This is a genomic window from Neobacillus drentensis NBRC 102427, assembly GCF_001591445.1.
GTDB lineage: Bacteria > Bacillota > Bacilli > Bacillales > Cytobacillaceae > Neobacillus > Neobacillus drentensis.
On record NZ_BCUX01000027.1, the window covers coordinates 35,396 to 57,182 of the forward strand.

Below are 21,787 nucleotides of genomic sequence, written 5' to 3' on the forward strand. Positions count from 1 at the left end.
AAACGAATGTAACAAATTAATAATCCGAGACAATACTAAGTTGGATGCTTTTTATGTAAAGGATGTGTCTACATTGGATTTTTTTCATAGCCAAGAAACACTTAGTTCGTTTGAGTGGATTGCAAGAGCTGTTATTGCCTTTTTCTTTATGCTCATTATCGCAAAAATCATGGGTCAACGTGCCATTTCACAGTTACGGTTATTGGATTTTGTAATCACTTTAGTCTTAGGAAATATCATTGCACATCCCTTATCAGATGAACACCTTGGGATAAAAGGTTCGATGATTACAACCATTGTATTGGTAGTCTTGTATTCGGGGGGGGGGTATTTATCAGCTTAAAATCGACACTCATCGGAAAGTTTCTTGATCCAACCCCCTTTCCACTAATCAAAGAAGGTGAAATCATTTATAAGGGACTAAAGAAAGCTAGAATATCCATTGATCATTTATTAGCGGAGTTGAGAAAGGAAAAAATCGAGGATGTAAAAAAAGTAGCGTTGGCATTGTGGGAGTCCGATGGGCAAGTGTCTATATTTTTGGATCCTCAGTATGAGGCGGTTACCCCGTCAACCTATCAGATGAAAACAGAACCCTTTGATCTCCCAAGAACCATAATTAAAGAAGGTACGATTGATGCAAAAGTGTTAGAGGAATTAAACAAGGAGGAAGGGTGGCTCATAAATACACTTAAGAACTACCATCAAACTGAGTTAAAAGATGTTTTACTAGCTACGTTTGATTGTAAAAACAACTTGAAGATTTTCCTATATAAATAAATGAAACTAAATTACTTCATTTTTCTTCACTTTTTCCGCTTTGCCTTACCACTGTTAAGGACTAGCTGAAACAATAATCAGCAGTAAGCAACAGTCTGGGACAACTGGCTTTTAATGTGGTTAAAGGGAAAGTATACTTAATATATTAGTAAATTGGCCATTAAGACCTAAATATTCAGCCCCTAATGTTTGAATGAAAATGATTCTAGCTAAAAAACTAACGAATAAACTGATAAGTTGGCCGCCAACAGCATAACTGGTCGTGTCCCATTTGTATTCAGGATTGATAGATTTAGGATTTTTAAATCAATCGCAGTATTAGTTCATTTATAATACAACTTGCTTATTTTTATTTTCAATAACTCGGCATGGTACTCCTACAGCAGTACAATTATTAGGCAAATTCTTAAGTACTACAGAGTTTGCTCCGACCATAACATCATTGCCAATAGTTATCTCACCAACTACAACTGATCCAGCGTACAGTGTTACATTGTTTCCGATTTTCGGTATGACTTTGCTAAAATTATTTTCTCCAACTGTAACATTCTGAAATACTCGAAGGCATGTACCTGCGGTAATTGCACCAATAACGACCCCGACAGTATGATACATAAAGAAATCACTACCGATATCAGCTGCCGGTGAGATGTCACAAGAATGTAACAATATATTGAGATACCAAAAAAATTTAGACAATACCTTTAGCTTATGTTGATAACACCATGAACTTAATCTAAAAATAAATACAGCTCTTGAACTACTACCAATTAACAAACGACCTATTAAATTAAGTTTGTTAACTCCCTTAAAATCTTGAAAAATGTACATTAGAATAACACCCCACCTCTATTCGGATTCTTCTTCCATGATCATGATCTCTTCCCAGAGATGTTCCTAGTCCTGTAACCGATTCTTATTCACAAAAAGCCCTGATATTAGCCAAAAATAAGGAGCCACGGAAACGACGCTAATATTAAAAAATGCCTGTACTAGATATCCAATAATAGCCGCTAGCAGGCCAATGGAGAACAACTGCTGGTCAATATCCAATTGTTTTACTTGACTAATCCCTCTAAACACGATGATTGACAAGATAAATAAGTATATTAATAATGCCGGCACCCCCATTGTAAAGGCTATTTGTAAATAATCATTGTTTTCATCATAAATTTCCCCTGTATCTAAATAGTTTTTTATTATTTTTGAATCTTGTGAATAAAAAACTTGTTCAAAAGTATTCGGACCATTTCCAAGCCATAAGTGGTTTGAAATAAGTGGTAAAGAAATTTGCCAAATATCCCAACGGGAAGCACCTACAGAACTGGCATCTTTATTGGTTAGGATTTTATGAACATCATTCGCAATCGTTAAAGCTCGAGAAAAGTACCCCTGGTCAGAAAATAGATTAGAGATAATAAAGATTAAACAAGCTGAAATTATAACAAAGATTAATTTCTTCCAAATCTCCCTCCTATTCCAGGCGACCCAAACTAATATAATAGTTATACTTATAACTATTCCCAGCCAAGCACTCCTTGTCTGTGACTCAATTAAAGAGAGAAACTGAAAACATAAAATAAAAAAAGAAAGAACTTTCCATTTCCTCTCTTGCGATAAGAAATAGTTTGTAATGGTCAAAGGAATGACCATTACCAAATAGGAACCAAAATAGTCCGGATTATCAAAAAAAGAATAAGTCCTTTGACCAAATAGTAACTTATAAACTGAATCCTGAGGCAAAACACTTAGATGATAATACTGAATTACACTATAAAAAGAAGCAAAGAATGAACTTATGATAATAACTTTGTTAAGCCTTTCTAAATGCACTGAATTTAATCGAGAAGCCAAACTAAATAATACTATATAGGACAGCATGATAAGCAATCCTTGGTGCTCTGTCCCCTCCCCAACCCAAGATATTTTGATGGAATGAAGCGTTGAGAAAAAGAGCAGGCATAAAAAAACAACCATAAGTGCTTCCAGTTTTCCTAATTTCCAAATCAACTTATTTTTCCCCAACCAAGCTCTTAAAAGGTGAAAAAGGCTAAGAAGAAAAATCCATCCTATGAAATAATAGGCTTTTGCATTCGCATAATAATAAGATTCTCCCCAGGGATAAATGAGAAATACATATATACCAAAAAAGTAATAAAATAAAGAATTGTACACTTTTTCAATTGAGTAGACCATAAAATAACCTCAAGACTTTAATATTGTTGAACATGCTAATAACTTCTTAAATTTATAAAGATTTAATCCTTTAGAGGAAAAATTCAACTTACGGCAATTTTCTCTTGATTCAAAAACATCCATTAAGGAAAAGTAAGACACAAACTCTTGTCCGAGCACCTATAATTTGTATAAACCTGGTAACACGTTTATCTCCCCCTTAACAATTCCTTAGGAACCTACCAGTGTCCTTGAACCCAACTTTACTTTATTTGTGAAATACTTAATAACATTTTTATCAATGGTTTCGTCAAATTTTCTTGCAAAAAATTGATTTGAGTCCTCAATAAAACTAATATCTTTGGTTGTTAAGCACACCGGAGAATTTTTTTCACTTAACTTCTCTCCCATTCTCAAATACACGAGGTTATTTGAAACCACCTTTGACTGAAAATGCGAGTTCATTATAATTGTGTGAAAAAACCATTCATCAGGAATTAATGCGTTTTCAAAATATTTATGGTACCATTCATTTTCATTTAGGAAGTCAATGATATACGCGGCTACATCTAGTGGTATGCTAAACCATTGAGAACCACAATAAAACTTAAAATCTTCCGGCCAATATTTCGTGTTAGGAAATAAATTGATTCCTTTTCCGTACAAGTGATGTAAAGTTAGTCGATAAATTCTATAAAAATGTATATTGTTGTACCTTCTTACTGTTCCTTTTGGCCAATTAATCTTCATCGCACCTAAATTTTTATTTGAAATATCTCTATTATCCAAAAATACACTATTACTATTTTCATCTAAAAATTCTTTGAATCCCTCCTTGACTAATAAATCTTGACCGCTTCTTAAACAAATAAAGTCATAAGATTTTTGGGAAGCTAACACTTCTTTTAAAAGTAGGATAGTTGTATTAACTTGACTGATGTCACCCCATTCACAATTAATACTATTATCAAGTATCTTTACATTTGGACTTTTCACTATTTTGTTATACATGTATTTATAACTCTTTTGATCTATGTGTACATAAACATCGGCAAGCTTTTCATGTATCAATTGGTTTATAAATAAGTTAACTTGTTCCGGGTTCTTATGAACTTGTAAAATAAATGCTGTACTTGGAACTGAATTCATTTTCTATTCTCCTTTAAACCAATTATTTTTTATAATAAATTTAGTAAAAACGAATCATTAATTATTGAAAATTCAATCAACTTATGTCTGTTTATCCTCAATGATTCCAGGATTCAGGTTCTGTTAACCGAAACCTTTTACAGGCATATTCATGTACTTTAAAGAGAGGTGCGACTCCCAATCACACTAAGAGGCCGGCCTTTAATATGGCTAGCCTTAATTAATGGTTATAATTTGAATAGTACTGTAAGTTTTATCATTAACAACCAAGTTTCGAATTGGTCTGCTTGAATAAATCGTTCGATTTTTTAATTGATTGAACTGATTTCCTTGAAATACTAAATCTTTAATACTAGAGTCTTTATAAAAATCAGTTGACAAAACTTTATCAAAATTGGAAAAGGTATTATTGATAAATAGTGTATTTTGGATTGATGCACCAATTGCCCAAAAAAAGATCGCATCACTATTTCCTTTTCCAATAAAGGTATTCCCCTTTATTAGTGTATCTGTTGATTCAGTCTGAATCGCAATTGCTCTGTTATCGGAGGAAACTTTATTATTGTATATTTTGGTTCCAACTGATTTTCCATAATCACCTTCGACTAATATCCCATTTATCGTTTTTAAATTATTTTTGTAAAGTTGCAAATTATCATTTTGAAACCAAATATTTAAATCTTTAGTGGTAATGTCATTATTATAAATTTTTGCATCGACTGTACAATTAATCGGAATTCTTGAATTCTTCCCCATAACTGTATTGTTATAGAATTCAATTCCATGAAACCTTCCACTATCTCGCCCTCCTGTAATAATAATAGAATAATTTTCAGTTGCACTCGTAACAAATGTATTATTATAAATTTTTGAGTTATAAAGCTGAACTTCTTCAAAAGGCTCAAAGTGTAATGTTGGTCTTCCAATGTCCGATTTACTGAAATTGTTGAATATTTCGATATTGTTTACCTGTTCAATAACTATATTTGAACGATGATTGTTAATTAAAATATTATTGGAAAGAGTTACATTATTGCTAGCCTTTTTAGACCCCGTAACAGAAATGCCATCTCCAACCGCATTTTGCATGCTGCAATTATCAATTACCACATTATTGCTGTCCCAAATAAAAACGGCATGCATATGTTCGATACCTTTTTTATGTTTTTCATAATTTCCGTCAAACGTAATATTTTGGACTTTTACATTTTTTACATCATTGATATTTAAAAGTCTGGTTTGTTCTTGATCATTTGCATTGTCTGTAAGTTTTAATGTCACAAGTTCTCGATTTTCACCAATTAATTTCACATTTGACTTCAAATAAAACGAATTTAATATATAAGTTCCGGCAGGAATATAAACATTCCCCCCACCATTTATACTTGCCTGGTCTATAGCCGATTGAAACGCATTGGTATCGTCTGTATAGCCATTTCCAGCAGCCCCAAAATCCTTAACATTTATTCGGTCGTTTACTGGAGGGGAACTTGGGGTTCCCGGTTTTAATTTCCATTCGGTAATAGTGGTCAATAACACAAGAAAAACAGCAAGTAATAAAATGGAGCTTTTTTTCAAATTATTCCTCCTTTGTGTAATTTAAGGAAAACAATTTACATTCGAAAGGAAATTCTCACTTACCTTGGTTTCGTTTTTTCATTCCTAGGACATGTCACAAATAATACTTTTTTTAACTCATAGCCTACTATTTAGAAATACCACTATGCAATTTAATTCGTTGTTTATCGATCATCCTGTAAGCTAATACACCTAAGAAAAACCAAAACATTCTGGCATTATTTAAGGATATGGCAATTGACCCAATCAACATAATAATTAAAATATCCCTTAATATAAGATTGGTCTCATTCTTGATTTTTTTGCTAAAGGTAACTTTTAACAAAATGGCAGCTAAATACAAGAAAAGGATTGTTGCAAATAACCCGCCCCATTCAGAGTAGACCTGAATATACGTATTATGAGCAACCGATTCAATTCCTGAAACTTTATTAGAGACTACGGGATACATCCCGACACCGACTCCAAACAGGGGAGAAGAACTAATAAGGTGCATCCCTGTCAACCATATAGGAAGTCTGCCTGAACCATTACCATTTATGGCTGCATCAAAATTGGTGAACAAAAGGGAAATTCGTTGAAATTGTACGTATTTGTCCAAATTAAAAGTCAAATTTGATTGAATTAATTGTAAGGTACCACCTAATAACAAAATAATTATTATGGCAGAAAATCCAAATAAAATTGTCTTAACTCTCATTTTGTTTTTTAATATCCCGCCTAAAACAAATAGCATTGTATACATTATTAATGTGATGAACCCTGTTTTGGATCCTGATAGTAAAATACTGAGCATCATGAGGCAGTAAATGATTACCTTGGCCTTCAGCGAAATATTTTTGTTCCGTAAAAAAAAAGGCAATGCGCTGATTTGAATGATTGCAAAATAGTTGGGATCATTCATTAAACCGTTATAACGATCTGCTCCAAAATTATAGATTTGAAGCAGAAATTTCATCCCCAGGATGTTTATGAAAATCCCTATTATCCCTACGAATAGAGCAGTATAGGAATACCACTTCATAGATAAGCGGACCATTTTTTCCTGCGTAAAATTATACCCCGCAAACAGATACATAAATACTGCTGCCAGCTTTACATATTCTTTCATTACTAAATTTATATCAAAAGCCACTCCAAATTTATACGGGGTATAGAAAACAGCAGTTGCAACAATCACTACAGACAATAACAAAAAATACACGAAGTGAAAACCAGGAACTTTGATCCCTTTACAAGCCACGAAAAAGAGCAGAAAGGGAATGATTAAATCACTTAATGAAAAATTGATTCCTCCAAATATACTTGTTTGATTTAAAAAAAAGGAAAATAAAACCACTAGATAAAAATAGAGGTTCCTTTCCATTTCCATATTTTGAACAGCTGTCAGACTATAGATATTCCTCAACCTCCCCTCATATATAAGATTCTCGGGTACTTTCCCTTCTTCATACTTTACATTTCTTCGGTTTTAACGACTCTTCTTGAGAGAACCACCTTGCTTCTATGGAACACGTTTCTGTAAATTTTAGGGTCAACAATGATATTGCCGCCAAGAATGACAATTAAATTCCAAATGGATAGTGTAACGGCATATATAACCCATTCATAAGCATTTTTCGGATTTATTGTTATCAGCCATTGAACAGGAAGCACAGCTGCTATTGATAAAACCAAATTGATGCCCAATTTATAAATTGTAGGTTTTAATGAACTATTCAATATTTTTCTGGAAGCATAAAAAATAATATCCGCTGTCCGATAAATGGAAGAACAGAAAGCACCTATCAGTACCCCTACAGTCCCAAATTTACTGATAAAAATAAATGATGTCACAAGGTTTATAATGCTCTCGGCAATTGCACCATTTCTTGTTTCCTTAAAATGACCGGCGGAATTAATAAGAGTATAGGCCGGAGCTCTGATATTCATGATCACTCCCACAACAATAAACAATATCGCCAAATTCGGCCGTACATAGTTGACATCTGTCACATCTTTAGTATAAATTCCTATAAAAGGAATGATAAGCAAGAAAGTCGTTGTAAAGACCCAGGTAATAAATGCATAAAATATTGATTCATAAATAGTAAAAACCTCAATTACCCTTTGTTTTTCACCCCTAACCAGCAAATCTCCCAACCCCGCCAAAAATGCGCTGGAAAAGGAAGTGACCAGTAAAACAATTGCAGAAAACACCATATTATAGGTTGTAAATACACTGACTTCCTTAAGTCCCAAAAAGATTGTAATTAGAATAATCGGGGTATTTAACACAATAACACCGGCAATTTGCTGGATAAAAACATCCTTTCTTTGTGCAAATGCCGAAGTATCGGGCTTTTCTTTAAAACTAACGTACGTATAATTTTTTTTGACATATGCATATATTATAAAGGCCCTCGATGCAAACATTAAGGTTGCAATACCATTTACAAGAAGGATATTGTATCCAAACTTAATTAAAACTACATAGGATATCAAATTAATTAGCAGACTAATAATTTGGATATTTGTAAATACATAAAACCTTTGGTCAGCTGTTAGCAATACTCTATATTTGCCGATAATAAAGAAATCCAAAAAATTGCTGCTGCCCAATATCAGAACCAGGAAAAATGAAACTTTAAAGCTGACTTGATGCGCAATGAAAAAAGGGTAAATAAATGCGAGCAGTGTGATTAAACTTAAAAATATATATCCGGCACGAATGTAAAATATTTTTGTCGAGGAAAGAATTCGATTGACAGTCGCTTTATCGTTTGATGCTAATGGCTTTAACAAAGCAGTTACCGACGAAAGGCCAATTCCTGCCTCAACTATATTAAAAAAATTAAGAAATTGCCTGATTGATAAAATTAGACCGTTCATTACCGATCCATAAATGGTCATGAACAGCCATGGCAAAACCAGCCAAATTAGCGTATAAACCAGTTGGTAAGACAGATTGGAAATCATAATATAAAAAGCTTTTTTTGTTCTCATGAAAAGTGTGCCGCCTTTATTTTATTTAGCCGCCAGATAAATTCAAATTTCAGCTATCATTTTTTTATGAGAATAATGGACTAAAAGATACCCAAAATCCTTTTTCTTACGGGAACAGGTTCCTGTCTGTAAATATTTTGGCCGTTTATGAGCAATTCAGCATTTTCATTGAAATAAAAGGTGCGGTTAATACCAAATTTTTTTGTGACCCTTTCATAAGCCTCCTGAAGGGAGAAACCTCTTAAATCAGTGTTATGGGCATCTGATGCAATAAAATGTGCCAAATTATGCTCAATAATTTTTTCAGAAAATGATTTAATCCTTTTCCCATAATGACCGAGAATACTACCAGAGGTAAGCTGTGTCAACGCGCCTTCCTGTACCAGTTCAAAAAGGAGATGAATATCCGCGCTCAATGCCCTATTCCTTTCCGGGTGGACAATAATCGGTGTAATCCCTTTTAATAACAGTTCATAAACCACCTCACGGGCGTATGTCGGAACTTCACCAGAAGGAAGTTCTAATAGCAAGTATTGCCCCTTATCACCAAGTGTAAGGACATCATCCATCTCAATTGAAATAAAAATTTCCCGATGCAGCCTTAACTCTTGACCCGGATAGACCGTAAGTGGAATATTTTCCTTTTGCAATAGCTTATTGATTTCGAGTATACGATTTAATATTTTCTTTTTTGAATTTTCATATTGTCCATTTAAATGGTGTGGAGTTGCAAATAAATCGGTTATTCCATTTCCTACTGCAGCATTCGCCATGCCTAAACAATCATTTATATTTCTGGGACCGTCATCGATTTGCGGAAGAATATGACAATGAATATCAATCATATGAATCAAGCCACCTTTAATAATTGTGAGAATTGCAAAAGATTTCTTACAAAAAGAAATATCTGTTAAGCTTCATTTAACCGTAATGACCAAAGTAATCATTTTTCTTTGAAACCACCCCATTCACAACGGCGCCAAGTATCAGAGTATTAGTCTTTTCTAATAATTCCTTCGCCACGATCAACCTGTCCCTTCTAGTCTTGCCGCAGGCAACAACCATGACGACTCCATCACTTTTACTTGCGATAATTTGCGAATCTGTTACCAAAAGTATTGGCGGAGTGTCAAAAATAATATAATCATATGTTTGTTTTAGCTCATCCATAACCTGTTCCATAGCTTTTGAATCTAATAGATCTGAGGGGTTGGGAGGGATGGGTCCGCATGTTAAAACGTTCAAATTTGCTATACTTGTCTTCGAAATTGCTTGTTCCAAGTAAATGTCCTTGTAAGTACACTTGTCATCCCATATTTATTTTTCTCCTGATGAGACAACTGTTTCACTCCCCATTGCAGGTTTAATTGATCTTCCTTTCACCTTTTTATGAACCATTGACATTTTTTGAACTGACCCTAGAACTGGCAGTCCCAAATCAGCAACATCCTGATCATCCTTTATGGTATTGTCCCAGAATTCCAAAAGAAGTGCGGTCCCTAATCCCGATATGAGACCTAATGCGATGGCAACTAAGATATTTAACAGCGGCTTCGGTTTTACAGGGGCAGGAATCTTCTTTAGTTCTGCTTTAGCAAGAATACTCACATTATCGACGTTCATAATGCCTTTGATCTCCTGTTGAAATGTTTCAGACAACGTATTTGCAATTTGAGTAGCTAAACTTGCATTCTCATTTTCTACATTCAAAGTAAAGACTTGTGAATTCGTTTGATTGGTAATGGAAATATCTTTATTCAATTCCTCGAAACTTTGTGTGAGGTTAAGCTTATTAATGACTTTTTCCAGAATAACCGGACTTTTCATAATATCGCTATACGTATTAATTAAATTTACATTACTTTGCAATTGAGTAAGATCAAGTTGTTTGTCCGCATTTTTTTGATTAACTAGAATTTGCGTGGATACCTGATAAACAGGTTTCAATACTAAATAAGATACAGCACCGCCTATTAATGCTGCCGCCAATGTTAAGAGCACAATAAACTTCCAGCGTTTCTTCAAGGTCTTGAAAATATCCATTAAACTCACTGTACTATCCATATTGTCCTCCAATTTATTTGTTTCAAAACAGACCATAATGGAACCCGCCGATCTATAGAATTTCATTTATGTTCCGTTTTTGTTTTTTCCATTTAATAAATACAATCAATGTTTTTTACAGGTCAATCTCGCTACAGGTTTTTAACCATGAAGCCTTATATTACCTGGTTTAACACAATATATTTCTTCTATTTCCTTTATTACCTGATCTATGGAATATTTTTTTACCTTCTTTAGAGACTCATCTCCAAACCGGTTCCTCCTTTCATTGGAATAGAATAAATCCCCAACTGCTTTTGTAAAGCCCTCCACATCATTACACCCTACTATATACCCATTTTCTCCATGTGTTACGAGATCTCGATTACCCCTGCAGTCAGTTACTACCAAAGGACGGCCTGCAGCCATAGCTTCCATTATATTTACTGGAAGCCCTTCTCTTCTAGATGAAGAAACAACCAAATCAACTAAATTTAATAGTTCCGGAATATCCTTTCTAAATCCCAGGAACTTTACTTCATTATCTAAATTTAATGTTTTCACTAAACTTTTGTATTGATATTCTTTTTCTCCACTGCCAGCCAATAATAATTTAATAGTTGGAATTTCCTGTTTTAGCATACAAACTGCTTTTATTAATAAATCTTGATGCTTATTTTCATTTAATTCTGCTGTATAAAGTAATAAAAAGTCATCTTCTTTAAATTCATATTTTTTACGCAATTCCTTCCTATCCTTAGATGACATAGGAGCAAATTTTTCTAAATTTACTCCTACGCCCTGGATTCTATAGATTTTTCCACCTTTTTTTAGTCTGAATTTTTGTGCAGAAAGATAATCTTCATTGTTTATTGTAATGATCACATCAGTCCATCGGGCAGCAAGTTTTTCCATAGAAAAGTATAAAAGCCAATTTTTCCATGGTGCACCTTTAAAAAAATGAAATCCGTGAGCTGTATAATAAACCTTCGTATCAGGAATCTTTTTACAGGCCAATCTTGTTATAAAGGATGCAACTGGGGTATGTACATGGACGATATCATATTTCCCAGTTTTAATAATTTCCATTATTTTTTTGAACGCCAATATATTTAATCCACTAAAAGGAGTCCTCTGAAATTCTACATTTAAAATATGACAGCCCATACTAGCTAACATCTCACTAGGTTTATCTTTAATATTAAAAGCAACGTCAACACTATTTCCTTGTTCAACCAACATTTTGATATGTGGAATTAAAAATGCATTTATCGTATTTGAGACCGTTGTAACATACAATATTTTCATTCCATCACACTTTTCCTTTCCTAGAAATTCCTATTAGAAAATGCCTATGCTCTACATTCTGTAAGATTGCCTCAATCAAAATCTTTGATTAATAGGGCATCTAACCCCCCCCTCACATCACTCTCTCGACGACAAGCGTCTAAGGTTCATAACAACCCACAGAATGACCGAGTGCCTCTATTGATATTGGTAGGGAGACATCACCATATTTTTAAAATTGTTTTATATAAGCAATTCCAAATTCGCCATTAAGAACAATTTGATTAAAAAGAAAAAAAGTTACGAAAGCTTAACACCCTGACAACACTTTTATTCATTAATATGAATATTCAGAAAAATAAAAATTGATTTATCTATATCGTTTAGTAAATTTATAACAGCACCACAACTGCAGCAGCCGTTGTTTTATTATGGGAAATTGAAACTTTATATTTTTCAATATTCATTTTCTTTGAATATTCAAGAGATCTATTGTGAAGAATCATAAAAGGCATTCCATTTTCATTATTTAAAATTTCAATATCATTTGGATGAATAAATTCATTAAATCCGCTTCCGAGTGCCTTTACCGCAGCTTCTTTTGCTGCAAATTTACCAGCTAGACTTTCTATTTTCCTTTTTGCTCCAAGCTTATTTGCAACATCCAACTCATTTTTAGTGAAAATATTCAATAGAGATTTTTCATAATCAAGAAGCTTAGAAATTCTATTTATTTCAATAATATCAATGCCAATATACATAGAAAATTTCCCCAATCCAATTTAAGCAAATCTAATATTCAATGATATAGCAGAAGTCTAAATTCCCTAGTTCGATCATCATTGAACTCCATGTCAACCCTGCACCAAAACCAGCTAGGCATATCTTATATGATCTATATTGCAACTGCTCCCCAAGATTGAATGTAATGGTTGTTGGAATTGTCACACTACTTGAGTTCCCGAAATTAGTAACAACATTATTTGGCATTTTCTCATAGGAAATTTCCATACTATCCGCTAACTTTTCAAGCATAAACCTATTAGGTTGATGAAACATAAAATAATCGACATCGTCCTTGTTAACTTTACTCATTTCAAATAAATCACTTACCATTGGTGGAACTTCTGTTTGAACAAAATTAAATACACTTGTTCCATCCATTATTAAATCATTCTTACTCCTAAGGTTGCTATCACCTGGGTCTTCCAATTCACTAGTTTCCGGTGTAGAAGGCATCCTTAATCCTCCAGCGGGGATAATTAAAGAATTGGCTTTGCTCCCGTCCATTTTAATGTTGCAGTATATAGGAACGTTTTGAACTCCTCTTTCAACAATCGTCACAGAAGCTGCATCACCCACGAGCGGATAACTATTGCGGTCCTTTGATGACGTCTTTCTGCTCAATACATCGGCATTTAATAACACTACTTTTTTAATGGAGTCTTGATCTAAAAGCATAAAAGCCTGAATCAAGCCCAATAAATATCCTGCACATCCTTGATTAATGTCCATACAAATCATGTCTTGTTTTAAACCAAGCCTCCCTTGGATTATGTTACTGGTAGGAGGTATGAAATGATCGGGAGTCTGTGTTACTAGTATTAAAGCGTCTATTTCGTCTTTCTTTAAAAGATTTGATTCAATTAAATGTTCCAAGCCAAAAGCGCATAAATCTGAAACACATGTCTCTTCGTCGACGATTCGATGCTTATTATATCCCATAATTTTTTTCAATCTTAAGGATTTTTCAATAGGAAAGTTATAATTAGACGCTTCATCATCAAACTTTACTTCATTTTTGGGGAGAACTGTCAATATACCTGTTATTTTTTTATTTTGGAAAGTTAGGTTCATAGAGTACCACCACCTTTTAATATAAGTTTGTTGATAGATTCGATATCTTCAAAGTTCTCAGGAATTATATCAGTTCCATTTATTGATATGTGGAAATATTCATCCAGCATTGAAACAAGCGTAATGATATCCAGTGAATCCAGGAAACCATTTTGAATGAAATTGCTGGAATTTCGAAAGTCAAATTCAGGTCGAATCTCTTCTAACATTCTTAAAACCTTTTCCATTTTAATCTCCTTTTATAAATATAGAAACATCAATGTTATCCCTCAACTATGACTTGACCCATCGACAACTTTGCAAAAGTAATCATTTCCTGCATTTCGATTACCTTTGTGCAATAGGAAATCCTTTGTTCATGTAAGTCTCTTTCAAAAAAACCCGATCAATTTTTCCATTTGGATTTAAGGGTAATTTATCTAATTGGATAATTGTGGTTGGTATCATATATTTTGGAACCAAATTCACCAATTGTCTTCTAATATTAGAAACAGTTAAATTATTTTCTGATTCATGTACTAAAACAATTTCCTTTTTTTCAAGATCATATAAAGCACACGCATTAAAAATGGAGTCCAGGCTTAAAGCTGCCATTTCTATTTCCCCAAGTTCAATCCTGTAACCCATATGTTTAATTTGTGTATCTTTTCTTCCAACATAAATGATTTCTTCTTTTTCATTTATATAGACTAAGTCACCGGTTTTATATATTTTTTCCTGATAGTTGCTATTTAAGGGGTTTTGGATAAAGCTTGCATTCGTTTTTACCGGGTCATTCCAATAGCCCAAGGCTAATGAACTGCCTTTTACACATAGCTCACCAATTTCAGTAACCCCAGCCTCTTTGTTATCATTATTTAGAATAATGATATTACTGTTACGGCACGGCTTGCCTATTGGTAATGGTTCATTATCATCAAAGTCGCGGTTAACTATATAATAGGTGCAATCAACAGTAATTTCAGTGGGGCCATATAAATTAGCATATAGGGCACCAGGTAAATTTCTTCTCCAATAATTAAGCTGCTTGGTAGGCATTACTTCCCCAGCGAATAGTATTTTGGTTAAGCTGCAATCCAGCGTTTGACTTAAAATATCAAAATTTGCTACATTAATTAAGATAGAAGGAACCCAAAATATGAAATTAATATTTAGTTCGTTAATGTATTTCATTAATTTTATTGGAAATGCAAAATACTGTTCCGGAATGACTACTAAAGTACAACCGGCAGCTATGGAAAGATAAATATCCAGAGTTGAATTATCAAAATAAAAAGGTGCCTGATTACCAATAATCGTTTTCTCGTCAATATTAAAAGTTGTCTTTGCCCATTCAATATAATCGATAACACCTCTATGTGAAATGACAACGCCTTTCGGGACTCCCGTTGACCCAGAGGTATAAATTGTGTAAATTGGATCTGTATCGATCATATTAATTGATATATGATCTTCAAAAAACTCAACAAAGTTATCCGGTTCCTTATCTATATCCTCAACTTGTATCATTAGATGTTCAGGTACACCATAAGAAAGCAAAATACTTTTATAATGTTTATTTGTAACAATGATTGATGGGTTAAGATTAGATAATATTGCATTTATTCTTGTTTCAGGGGATTTCACATCCATAGGTACATAAAAGTTCCTGCTGTAGAGCGCACCCATAAAGGAAACAATGGCTTCCAATCCTTTTGGCAAAAAAACCCCAATTGGTTGATTACGTTTTTTGGTTTTAGTTTCTATAATAAATCCTAACCATTTTGATTTTAAATCCAATTCATGAAACGTGATACTTCTTTCCCCATCAATGATTGCTGGCTTATTAGGATATTTAATAACTGTCTCTCTTAAATACTCTAATGCATTGATTTTCAAATTAAATTTCTCCTCTTACAAATTAATCTTTCTATTTGCGAATAATCCTAAAATCCTAAAGAAGTCAAAAATAATTTTTATAAGGGTACACTATCTCAGATATCAGAACCAGCCTATTAGCACCATTTGAAAGTGGACCGATGGCCATAATTCGGTGAAGAGAAATAAAAATATTATTAAATATTCATGATTATTTTAAACTTTTAAACCGTCTTCCACTAAATCAATAATATCTCCTAGTTTTTGACAGTTTCTAAGGAATTCTTGGTCTATACTTTTTCCAAAATCCTCTTTAATTAGAGCAAAAATCTCCAATCTGCCCAAAGAATCCCAGCCATCCAATTCATCTAAAATAGTATCAGTTGTTAATACCGTTTCCTCCTCATATAATGCTTCAGCAATTTTTTGAATAAAGTCCTCTTTCCTCATTTTGACCTTCCCTTCTAATTTTAAATTCTTAAAAAACCTTAACGGCTGGATTGCCAAATACTGTTGTATTATTTTTTACCTTACGTGTTACTATACTTCCTGCACCTACTATTGCATTGGTTTGTATATGAATATTTGGCAAAACGGCTGCACTTCCACCAAGAAAAACAGAGTCTTCTATACTAGCGTTGCCCATTACGTTACAGTGGTCACAAATAGTGCAGCCGCTGCCTACTTTTGCATCATGACCTATAATTGAGTAGCTCATTAATGTAACAAAATTACCAATAGTTGCATTGACAGAAATAATTGAATAAGGGGCTAATATAACACCTGTCCCTAAAACAGCATTTTCTGCAACTACTGCTGTAGGATGAATTAAATTTGTGAATTTAGCACCTTTTTTTAAAAGTTGATTACAAATACGAAGTTTATCCTTGGGGTTCCCAATCGCACATAATAAATAATCATCTTTTTGGGGCTTATATTCCTCAATTGAGGATACGACCTTATTATCAATACTTAATCCATTAAGAGCATCTGGATTATCATCAATAAAACCTACTTCTTTCCATAAAATAATTTCTTTTTGTATTTGCTTAGCCCAATATAATACTTCTTTTCCATAACCTCCGGCACCAACGATCAATAATCTTTTCATATTTGCAACTTCTCCTTACAAAAAGTTTATTCGTATATCCTCTTTGAACTAAACCTATTAATGCTCTTTTTTATGGATAAGTTCATAATTTTTCTTTATAAAGAAGTACTCAATTTAAGATACATAAAATTTACAATATATATAAACTTATTATTAATACGGTTGTTATCGTTTTCACAAAAGTAGAAAATATTTTTTAAAATCTGTTAGAGTTCATCCATTAATGCCTGGCTTGAACAATGCCAGCTGTTTTCGGCTTGCATCGATAGGCCGGAAAGAAATTATTTTGTGTCTTTTGACCATAATATTCCTCCCATTTCTCTACTAAAAACTTATACTTCAAAGGGTCGTGTACTTTTCTACCGATATAAAAATTAAGGAGTCCGCTAGGATTGAAGCGGTGCTTGAATTGAAATAGAGAGTCCCTTCCTACATGTCCTCCACCTAAATGAAATGTATGGCATCCGATTTGTTTTCCCCAGAGTGCTATGTTATGGAATTGATAAATGTTTGTTCCGAGGTGTAAGAACTCTTTTTTTGAACATCCTAAATGATAATGTAAGTAGCCACCCTCATACATACATAATGCTGCTGAAATCATTTTCCCTTCATAAAAAACTGCACCAATCATTGAATTTTTCCACAGGCCAATAAGCAGGTCTCTTATATATTCTTCTGAAAAATAATAGTAAGACGAGGCCTTCAATTTATCCATAGTTTCTTTATACAATGTAAAAAATTCAGAGATATGTTCGATAGCATTTTCTTTTTCCAATATTTTAAATTCTAAATTGTTCTTTATTGCTTTATTTAGGTTTCGCTTATGGTTTATGTGGTAATTGTTAATAAGCTCTTCTCTATCTAGTGTTAAATCAATATATACTGTTTCTCTATCATTTATAATATCGAGAAATTTAATTATATATTTGTGATTCATTAAAAGTGGATTAAACCTGATAAACTCACTAATAATATTCTCCTTATTACAGTATTCATCAAATGCTTCCCGAAATCCCTGCAGCACTTCATCATTTGCATCGTCATAAAGCGGGCCTCCAAATCCATAAGGCGTGATTATATCATAAAATTCTTCATTGGAGTTTTCAAAATCAACAAATGGAAGATTAATGAGTCTTTTGATAAATGTATAAACAACCACGTCCCCAAACTGATTATTATAAACAAATAGGTATGGTTCTCCATCTCCGTTAGTTCTGTATAGAGAACAATATGTTCGAAAAAAATATATGTCTTTTTTTAATAACTGCTCTATTTCTTTATCCCATTCCCCTTGTTCTTTATAAGATAGGACTCGATACAATATTTTCACATCCTTCAATTGAAAATCAGTAAAATATTCATTACAAAGAAATGTCTTTATTATTATTTACAGAATTACCTTCGAAAGATGGCATGGTAGTATGTTTATCATTTTTTATATCTTCTGTTTTAATAACCTTCATAACTGTCAAATATAGAATCTTTAAATCCAATAAAAAACTTTGGTTTTCAACATACCATACATCTAATTTAAATTTCTCTTCCCAGGAAATTGAGTTTCTCCCATTTACCTGTGCCCATCCCGTTAACCCCGGTTTAACCAAAAGCCGCTTAGCTTGTTCTTCAGAATACAAAGAGAGGTATTCCATTAACAATGGCCTAGGTCCCACTAAACTAATTTCACCTTTTAATACATTAATCAACTGTGGCAATTCATCTAAACTAAATTTGCGGAGAAAGCTCCCAAAAGGAGTTAATCTAAATTCATCTTCTAATAGCTCTCCATTTTTATCTTTTTTATTCGTCATCGTTCGAAGTTTATAGAGAATAAAAGGCTTACCATGCATACCAGGCCGTTGTTGTTTAAAAATGATTGGCGAGCCTAATTTTATTCGAATGAGTATGGTAATAATTAATAATATCGGACTGAAAATTAATAAAACTATTGATGCAAAGGTGAGATCGAATATCCTTTTCAAACCTATCCCTCCATAATTTACGATGCCCTTTAATAAATGCCTACGGCGGGTGTTTAATCTTTTCTTTTTGGATTAGGAACTAAGTATTTTACTAGAAAAAATTTAAATTACCTTTACACTTATAAATTGATTAATATGTTTCATTTTATTTTTTAATTCTTCTAAACTTGCAAACCTTAAGAAAACATATCCAAGTGCTTTGGTACCGTTATTAAAAATTTCTATTTCTTCCCCTTTTACCTTATAAATAAAATTGTTAATAATATTTTCTTCTATTTCATTACTAAAAATAATATCTTGTAACTCTCCTTTTTTTGTAGAATGAAGTGTATAAGTGGCATAAAACTTTTCCTTCGGTACATTGTTAAAATTTATATCCTTGTTTCCTAATGCTGTCTCTACAATAGCCTTTACAAAATCTATCCCAGTAATAACTTTTAAAAATTCAGGTATCATATTCCCACCATTTCTAGGTCCAATATCAATAAAATAAACTTTCTCATTCCGGCCAATTATTACTTCAATATTTAATGCACCAGTTTTCATTTTTAAAAGAGTAATTAGTCTTTCCAATTCTTTGCGAACTAAATTGGTTTTCTGTTCATCTAAAAATAGCGGATAGCTTTTTCCAATTGGAGCATTGGGATTTATCTGATCATTTCGATGGCAATTTAAAAAACCACAAAACTCCAGCATCCCATCCACAATAAATATGTCCCCGCCAATTTGGTGTTCATGAGTCATTTCAATGAATTCTTCAATTATGACTGTTTTTTCTCTAGAATTTAATATAGCCAAATTAAAGGCTTTATCACATTCATCCATAGAATCAATTCGAGACACTCCTATGCTTGATGCAGAATCTATTGGTTTCACCATTAATGGGAAATGAAATTTATTTAGGTCTTCCTTTGCTTCAATTAATGTTTTATAACTTTTTGCTCTTGGACAATTAAATCCATTATCTTTTAAAAATTTCCTGAACAAGTCTTTTCTTGCTAAAATGGATACCGCTTCATACGGATTAGAGGGCAAATTTAACTTATTGGCTACATAAGAAGCGGTGGGTGCAGCTCTATCAGAGACATAAGCAACGATTCCATTGATATTTTCTTTCGTTGCGACTTCTAAAATTGCGTCTTTATCTGTTGTACTAACACAATAGAACTTGTCTGAATACAGTTGACATGGAGTATTAGTTTGATAATCACAAAGTATTGTATAATACCCTTGTTCTTTTGCATATTTTATGGGAGGAAGTTGCTGAAATGAACCACCTAGAAAAAGAATTTTTTTCATAATTAATACCTCTTTCTTCCAAATAATCCATAAACAAGTGAGATGGCCTTAATATTTATTTATATCCAGATAAAAAAAATCTTGAACCAACTCGAAAAGCTGATTATGTTCTTCGATAAATCCCTTATTTCGCTCCGGATGGACAATAATTGGTGTAATCCCTTTTACTTGAATAGGAGTCCTGGAAATGGAATAACCTTTAACCATAATACCCATAATATTCACCTTTGGCTCGAACGCCGTTTACAACAACACCGAGCACTTGGGAATTTGCCTTCTGTAGCAGCTCCTTCGCTTTCATTCCCTGATCTTTTTTCGTTTTTCCACTTGCTACGACCAACACGACACCATCACATTTATTCGCCATAATCTGTGAATCGGTAACCAGAAGTATAGGCGGGGTATCAAAAATGATAAAATCATATAATTCTTTTAGTTCCTCCATTATGTTTTCCATAGTTTTTGAATCTAATAGTTCAGATGGGTTTGGAGGAATACGGCCGCTTGTTAAAATATCTAAATTAGGGATATTTGTTTTAAATATAGCCTCAACTAAACTTATATCTTTGGTTAGAACGCTTGTTAACCCGTCTATATTACTGACGTTAAAAGCATAATGAACAGAAGGTTTTCTTAAATCTGCGTCCACAAGCACTACCGTTTTTCCCTGCTGTGCCAAAACTATAGCAAGGTTGGCAGATGTTGTCGTTTTCCCGTCTGATGGTTCAGGGGATGTCACTGTAATTGTTTTAATTTCTTTATCAACTGAGGCAAAATTCAGATTATTTCTAATAAGTCGATACTGTTCCGTTATGGGCGAATTTGGTTTATTAAATGCAATTAAATCAACTATTTTTTTATCCCTTATTTTAAACTTTCTGGCCAACAGTTTCACCCTCCATTTTTTTATTGATGGATTCCTTACTCCCTTGTTAATTATTTTTTTTCAATTCTTGTATAGACCCGAGAACCGGAAGCCCCAAATAATCGGCAACATCCTTTTCGTCCTTCAGTGTATTGTCCAGCAATTCTAACAGCAAAGAAATACCCATTCCGGCTATTAAACCTAACACAATGGAAATAGCAATAATTAATCCCTTCTTTGGTTTAATGGGAACAGGCTTATCTTTTAATTCGGCATACGAAATAATAGTCACGTTATCTACATTCATAAGTCCTTTGATTTCCTTCAGAGACGTTTCAGAAACTGTATTTGCAATGTTGACTGCATTTTTAGCTTTATCGGCTTCAACGATTAAATAAAAAACCTGGCTATTATCTTTACTGATAACATTAATATTTTTATTAAGATCCTCCACACTTTGTGTAAGATCAAGTCTTGTAATAACTTTTTCTAATATGGGAGGACTTTTTATGATATCGCTATAGGTATTAATTAAATTTATATTGCTTTGTATACGTCCGGAGTCAAGTAGAGACTCAGCATTTTTCTGATTCACCAGAATTTGTGTGGATGCCTGATATACAGGTTTCATTATAATAAAACAAACAACAGTCCCAATTAAACCTGCCGACAATGTTAGTAGTAAAATTAAATTCCAGCGCTTCCTAAAGATTTTTAAAGTTTCTACAAGACTAATAGTATCCTCCATTTCGTCCTCCAATTATAAGTTCTAGAAAACTGGAATATCATATTTTTCTTTTACTAAGAACTCGAGTAAATTTT

The 21,787-nt window shown here is 33.1% G+C and carries 22 protein-coding genes and 1 pseudogene; 1 reads left to right on the forward strand and 22 read right to left on the reverse strand.

The features are described from left to right. Window positions 1-73 precede the first annotated feature (73 nt). Window positions 74-780: pseudogene (locus BDR01S_RS26740) on the forward strand (DUF421 domain-containing protein). 327 nt (window positions 781-1,107) lie between these two features. Here BDR01S_RS26740 and BDR01S_RS14725 read toward each other — a convergent pair. From BDR01S_RS14725 to BDR01S_RS14825, 22 genes are all read right to left on the reverse strand, one after another. Continuing rightward, window positions 1,108-1,611, reverse strand: coding sequence for a serine O-acetyltransferase (locus BDR01S_RS14725; protein ID WP_066258402.1), 504 nt, complete (start codon window positions 1,609-1,611; stop codon window positions 1,108-1,110). 66 nt (window positions 1,612-1,677) lie between these two features. Next, window positions 1,678-2,661 (reverse strand): O-antigen ligase family protein, encoded by a 984-nt coding sequence (locus tag BDR01S_RS14730; protein ID WP_218007873.1) that lies wholly within the window; start codon window positions 2,659-2,661, stop codon window positions 1,678-1,680. A 525-nt stretch (window positions 2,662-3,186) separates the two neighbouring features. Then, complete coding sequence (locus BDR01S_RS14735) at window positions 3,187-4,104, reverse strand: beta-1,6-N-acetylglucosaminyltransferase (RefSeq protein WP_066258406.1); 918 nt, start codon at window positions 4,102-4,104, stop codon at window positions 3,187-3,189. A gap of 216 nt (window positions 4,105-4,320) precedes the next feature. Beyond that, window positions 4,321-5,682, reverse strand: a complete 1,362-nt coding sequence (locus BDR01S_RS14740; protein WP_066258407.1) for a glycosyl hydrolase family 28-related protein — start codon at window positions 5,680-5,682, stop codon at window positions 4,321-4,323. Window positions 5,683-5,809: 127 nt separating this feature from the next. Continuing rightward, window positions 5,810-7,090: an O-antigen ligase family protein gene (locus tag BDR01S_RS14745; RefSeq protein WP_066258409.1), complete on the reverse strand. Its 1,281-nt coding sequence runs from the start codon at window positions 7,088-7,090 to the stop codon at window positions 5,810-5,812. Between the two features lie 47 nt (window positions 7,091-7,137). Beyond that, the gene (locus BDR01S_RS14750; protein ID WP_066258412.1) at window positions 7,138-8,667 is read right to left on the reverse strand and encodes a lipopolysaccharide biosynthesis protein; all 1,530 of its coding nucleotides are present in this window, start codon (window positions 8,665-8,667) and stop codon (window positions 7,138-7,140) included. An 80-nt stretch (window positions 8,668-8,747) separates the two neighbouring features. Continuing rightward, the gene (locus BDR01S_RS14755; RefSeq protein ID WP_066258414.1) at window positions 8,748-9,512 is read right to left on the reverse strand and encodes a tyrosine-protein phosphatase; all 765 of its coding nucleotides are present in this window, start codon (window positions 9,510-9,512) and stop codon (window positions 8,748-8,750) included. A gap of 76 nt (window positions 9,513-9,588) precedes the next feature. Further along, the gene (locus BDR01S_RS14760; protein ID WP_066258416.1) at window positions 9,589-9,948 is read right to left on the reverse strand and encodes a tyrosine-protein kinase family protein; all 360 of its coding nucleotides are present in this window, start codon (window positions 9,946-9,948) and stop codon (window positions 9,589-9,591) included. Window positions 9,949-9,984: 36 nt separating this feature from the next. After that, window positions 9,985-10,731 carry a YveK family protein gene (locus BDR01S_RS14765; RefSeq protein WP_066258418.1) on the reverse strand — a complete coding sequence of 249 codons (747 nt, stop codon included), beginning with the start codon at window positions 10,729-10,731 and terminating at the stop codon, window positions 9,985-9,987. Window positions 10,732-10,872: 141 nt separating this feature from the next. Next, entirely contained in the window at window positions 10,873-12,018 is a 1,146-nt protein-coding gene (locus BDR01S_RS14770; RefSeq protein WP_066258420.1) for a glycosyltransferase family 4 protein, read from the reverse strand. A 371-nt stretch (window positions 12,019-12,389) separates the two neighbouring features. Then, window positions 12,390-12,758, reverse strand: a complete 369-nt coding sequence (gene acpS / locus BDR01S_RS14775; protein WP_066258421.1) for a holo-ACP synthase — start codon at window positions 12,756-12,758, stop codon at window positions 12,390-12,392. 31 nt (window positions 12,759-12,789) lie between these two features. Next, window positions 12,790-13,854: a 3-oxoacyl-ACP synthase III family protein gene (locus BDR01S_RS14780; RefSeq protein WP_066258423.1), complete on the reverse strand. Its 1,065-nt coding sequence runs from the start codon at window positions 13,852-13,854 to the stop codon at window positions 12,790-12,792. Continuing rightward, complete coding sequence (locus tag BDR01S_RS14785; protein WP_066258425.1) at window positions 13,851-14,081, reverse strand: phosphopantetheine-binding protein; 231 nt, start codon at window positions 14,079-14,081, stop codon at window positions 13,851-13,853. Before BDR01S_RS14785 ends, BDR01S_RS14780 begins: the two co-directional genes overlap by 4 nt. Window positions 14,082-14,181: 100 nt before the next feature. Then, window positions 14,182-15,732 (reverse strand): amino acid adenylation domain-containing protein, encoded by a 1,551-nt coding sequence (locus BDR01S_RS14790; RefSeq protein ID WP_066258427.1) that lies wholly within the window; start codon window positions 15,730-15,732, stop codon window positions 14,182-14,184. A 195-nt stretch (window positions 15,733-15,927) separates the two neighbouring features. Continuing rightward, on the reverse strand, window positions 15,928-16,161 hold the full coding sequence (locus BDR01S_RS14795; protein ID WP_066258429.1) for an acyl carrier protein: 234 nt from the start codon (window positions 16,159-16,161) through the stop codon (window positions 15,928-15,930). Between the two features lie 28 nt (window positions 16,162-16,189). Beyond that, a complete protein-coding gene (locus BDR01S_RS14800) occupies window positions 16,190-16,822 on the reverse strand; it encodes an acetyltransferase (RefSeq protein WP_066258430.1) in 633 nt (210 codons plus the stop codon). 220 nt (window positions 16,823-17,042) lie between these two features. Next, on the reverse strand, window positions 17,043-18,143 hold the full coding sequence (locus tag BDR01S_RS14805; protein ID WP_066258432.1) for a GNAT family N-acetyltransferase: 1,101 nt from the start codon (window positions 18,141-18,143) through the stop codon (window positions 17,043-17,045). A gap of 40 nt (window positions 18,144-18,183) precedes the next feature. Then, on the reverse strand, window positions 18,184-18,801 hold the full coding sequence (locus BDR01S_RS14810) for a sugar transferase (protein ID WP_066258434.1): 618 nt from the start codon (window positions 18,799-18,801) through the stop codon (window positions 18,184-18,186). Between the two features lie 102 nt (window positions 18,802-18,903). Continuing rightward, window positions 18,904-20,100: an ATP-grasp domain-containing protein gene (locus tag BDR01S_RS14815; RefSeq protein WP_066258436.1), complete on the reverse strand. Its 1,197-nt coding sequence runs from the start codon at window positions 20,098-20,100 to the stop codon at window positions 18,904-18,906. Between the two features lie 48 nt (window positions 20,101-20,148). Beyond that, window positions 20,149-20,316, reverse strand: coding sequence for a hypothetical protein (locus BDR01S_RS25370; protein WP_157406177.1), 168 nt, complete (start codon window positions 20,314-20,316; stop codon window positions 20,149-20,151). After that, on the reverse strand, window positions 20,300-20,989 hold the full coding sequence (locus BDR01S_RS14820) for a CpsD/CapB family tyrosine-protein kinase (RefSeq protein ID WP_066260342.1): 690 nt from the start codon (window positions 20,987-20,989) through the stop codon (window positions 20,300-20,302). The genes BDR01S_RS25370 and BDR01S_RS14820 overlap by 17 nt, the downstream gene beginning before the upstream one ends. Before the next feature lie 43 nt (window positions 20,990-21,032). Continuing rightward, window positions 21,033-21,713 carry a YveK family protein gene (locus tag BDR01S_RS14825; protein ID WP_066258438.1) on the reverse strand — a complete coding sequence of 227 codons (681 nt, stop codon included), beginning with the start codon at window positions 21,711-21,713 and terminating at the stop codon, window positions 21,033-21,035. Window positions 21,714-21,787 lie beyond the last annotated feature (74 nt).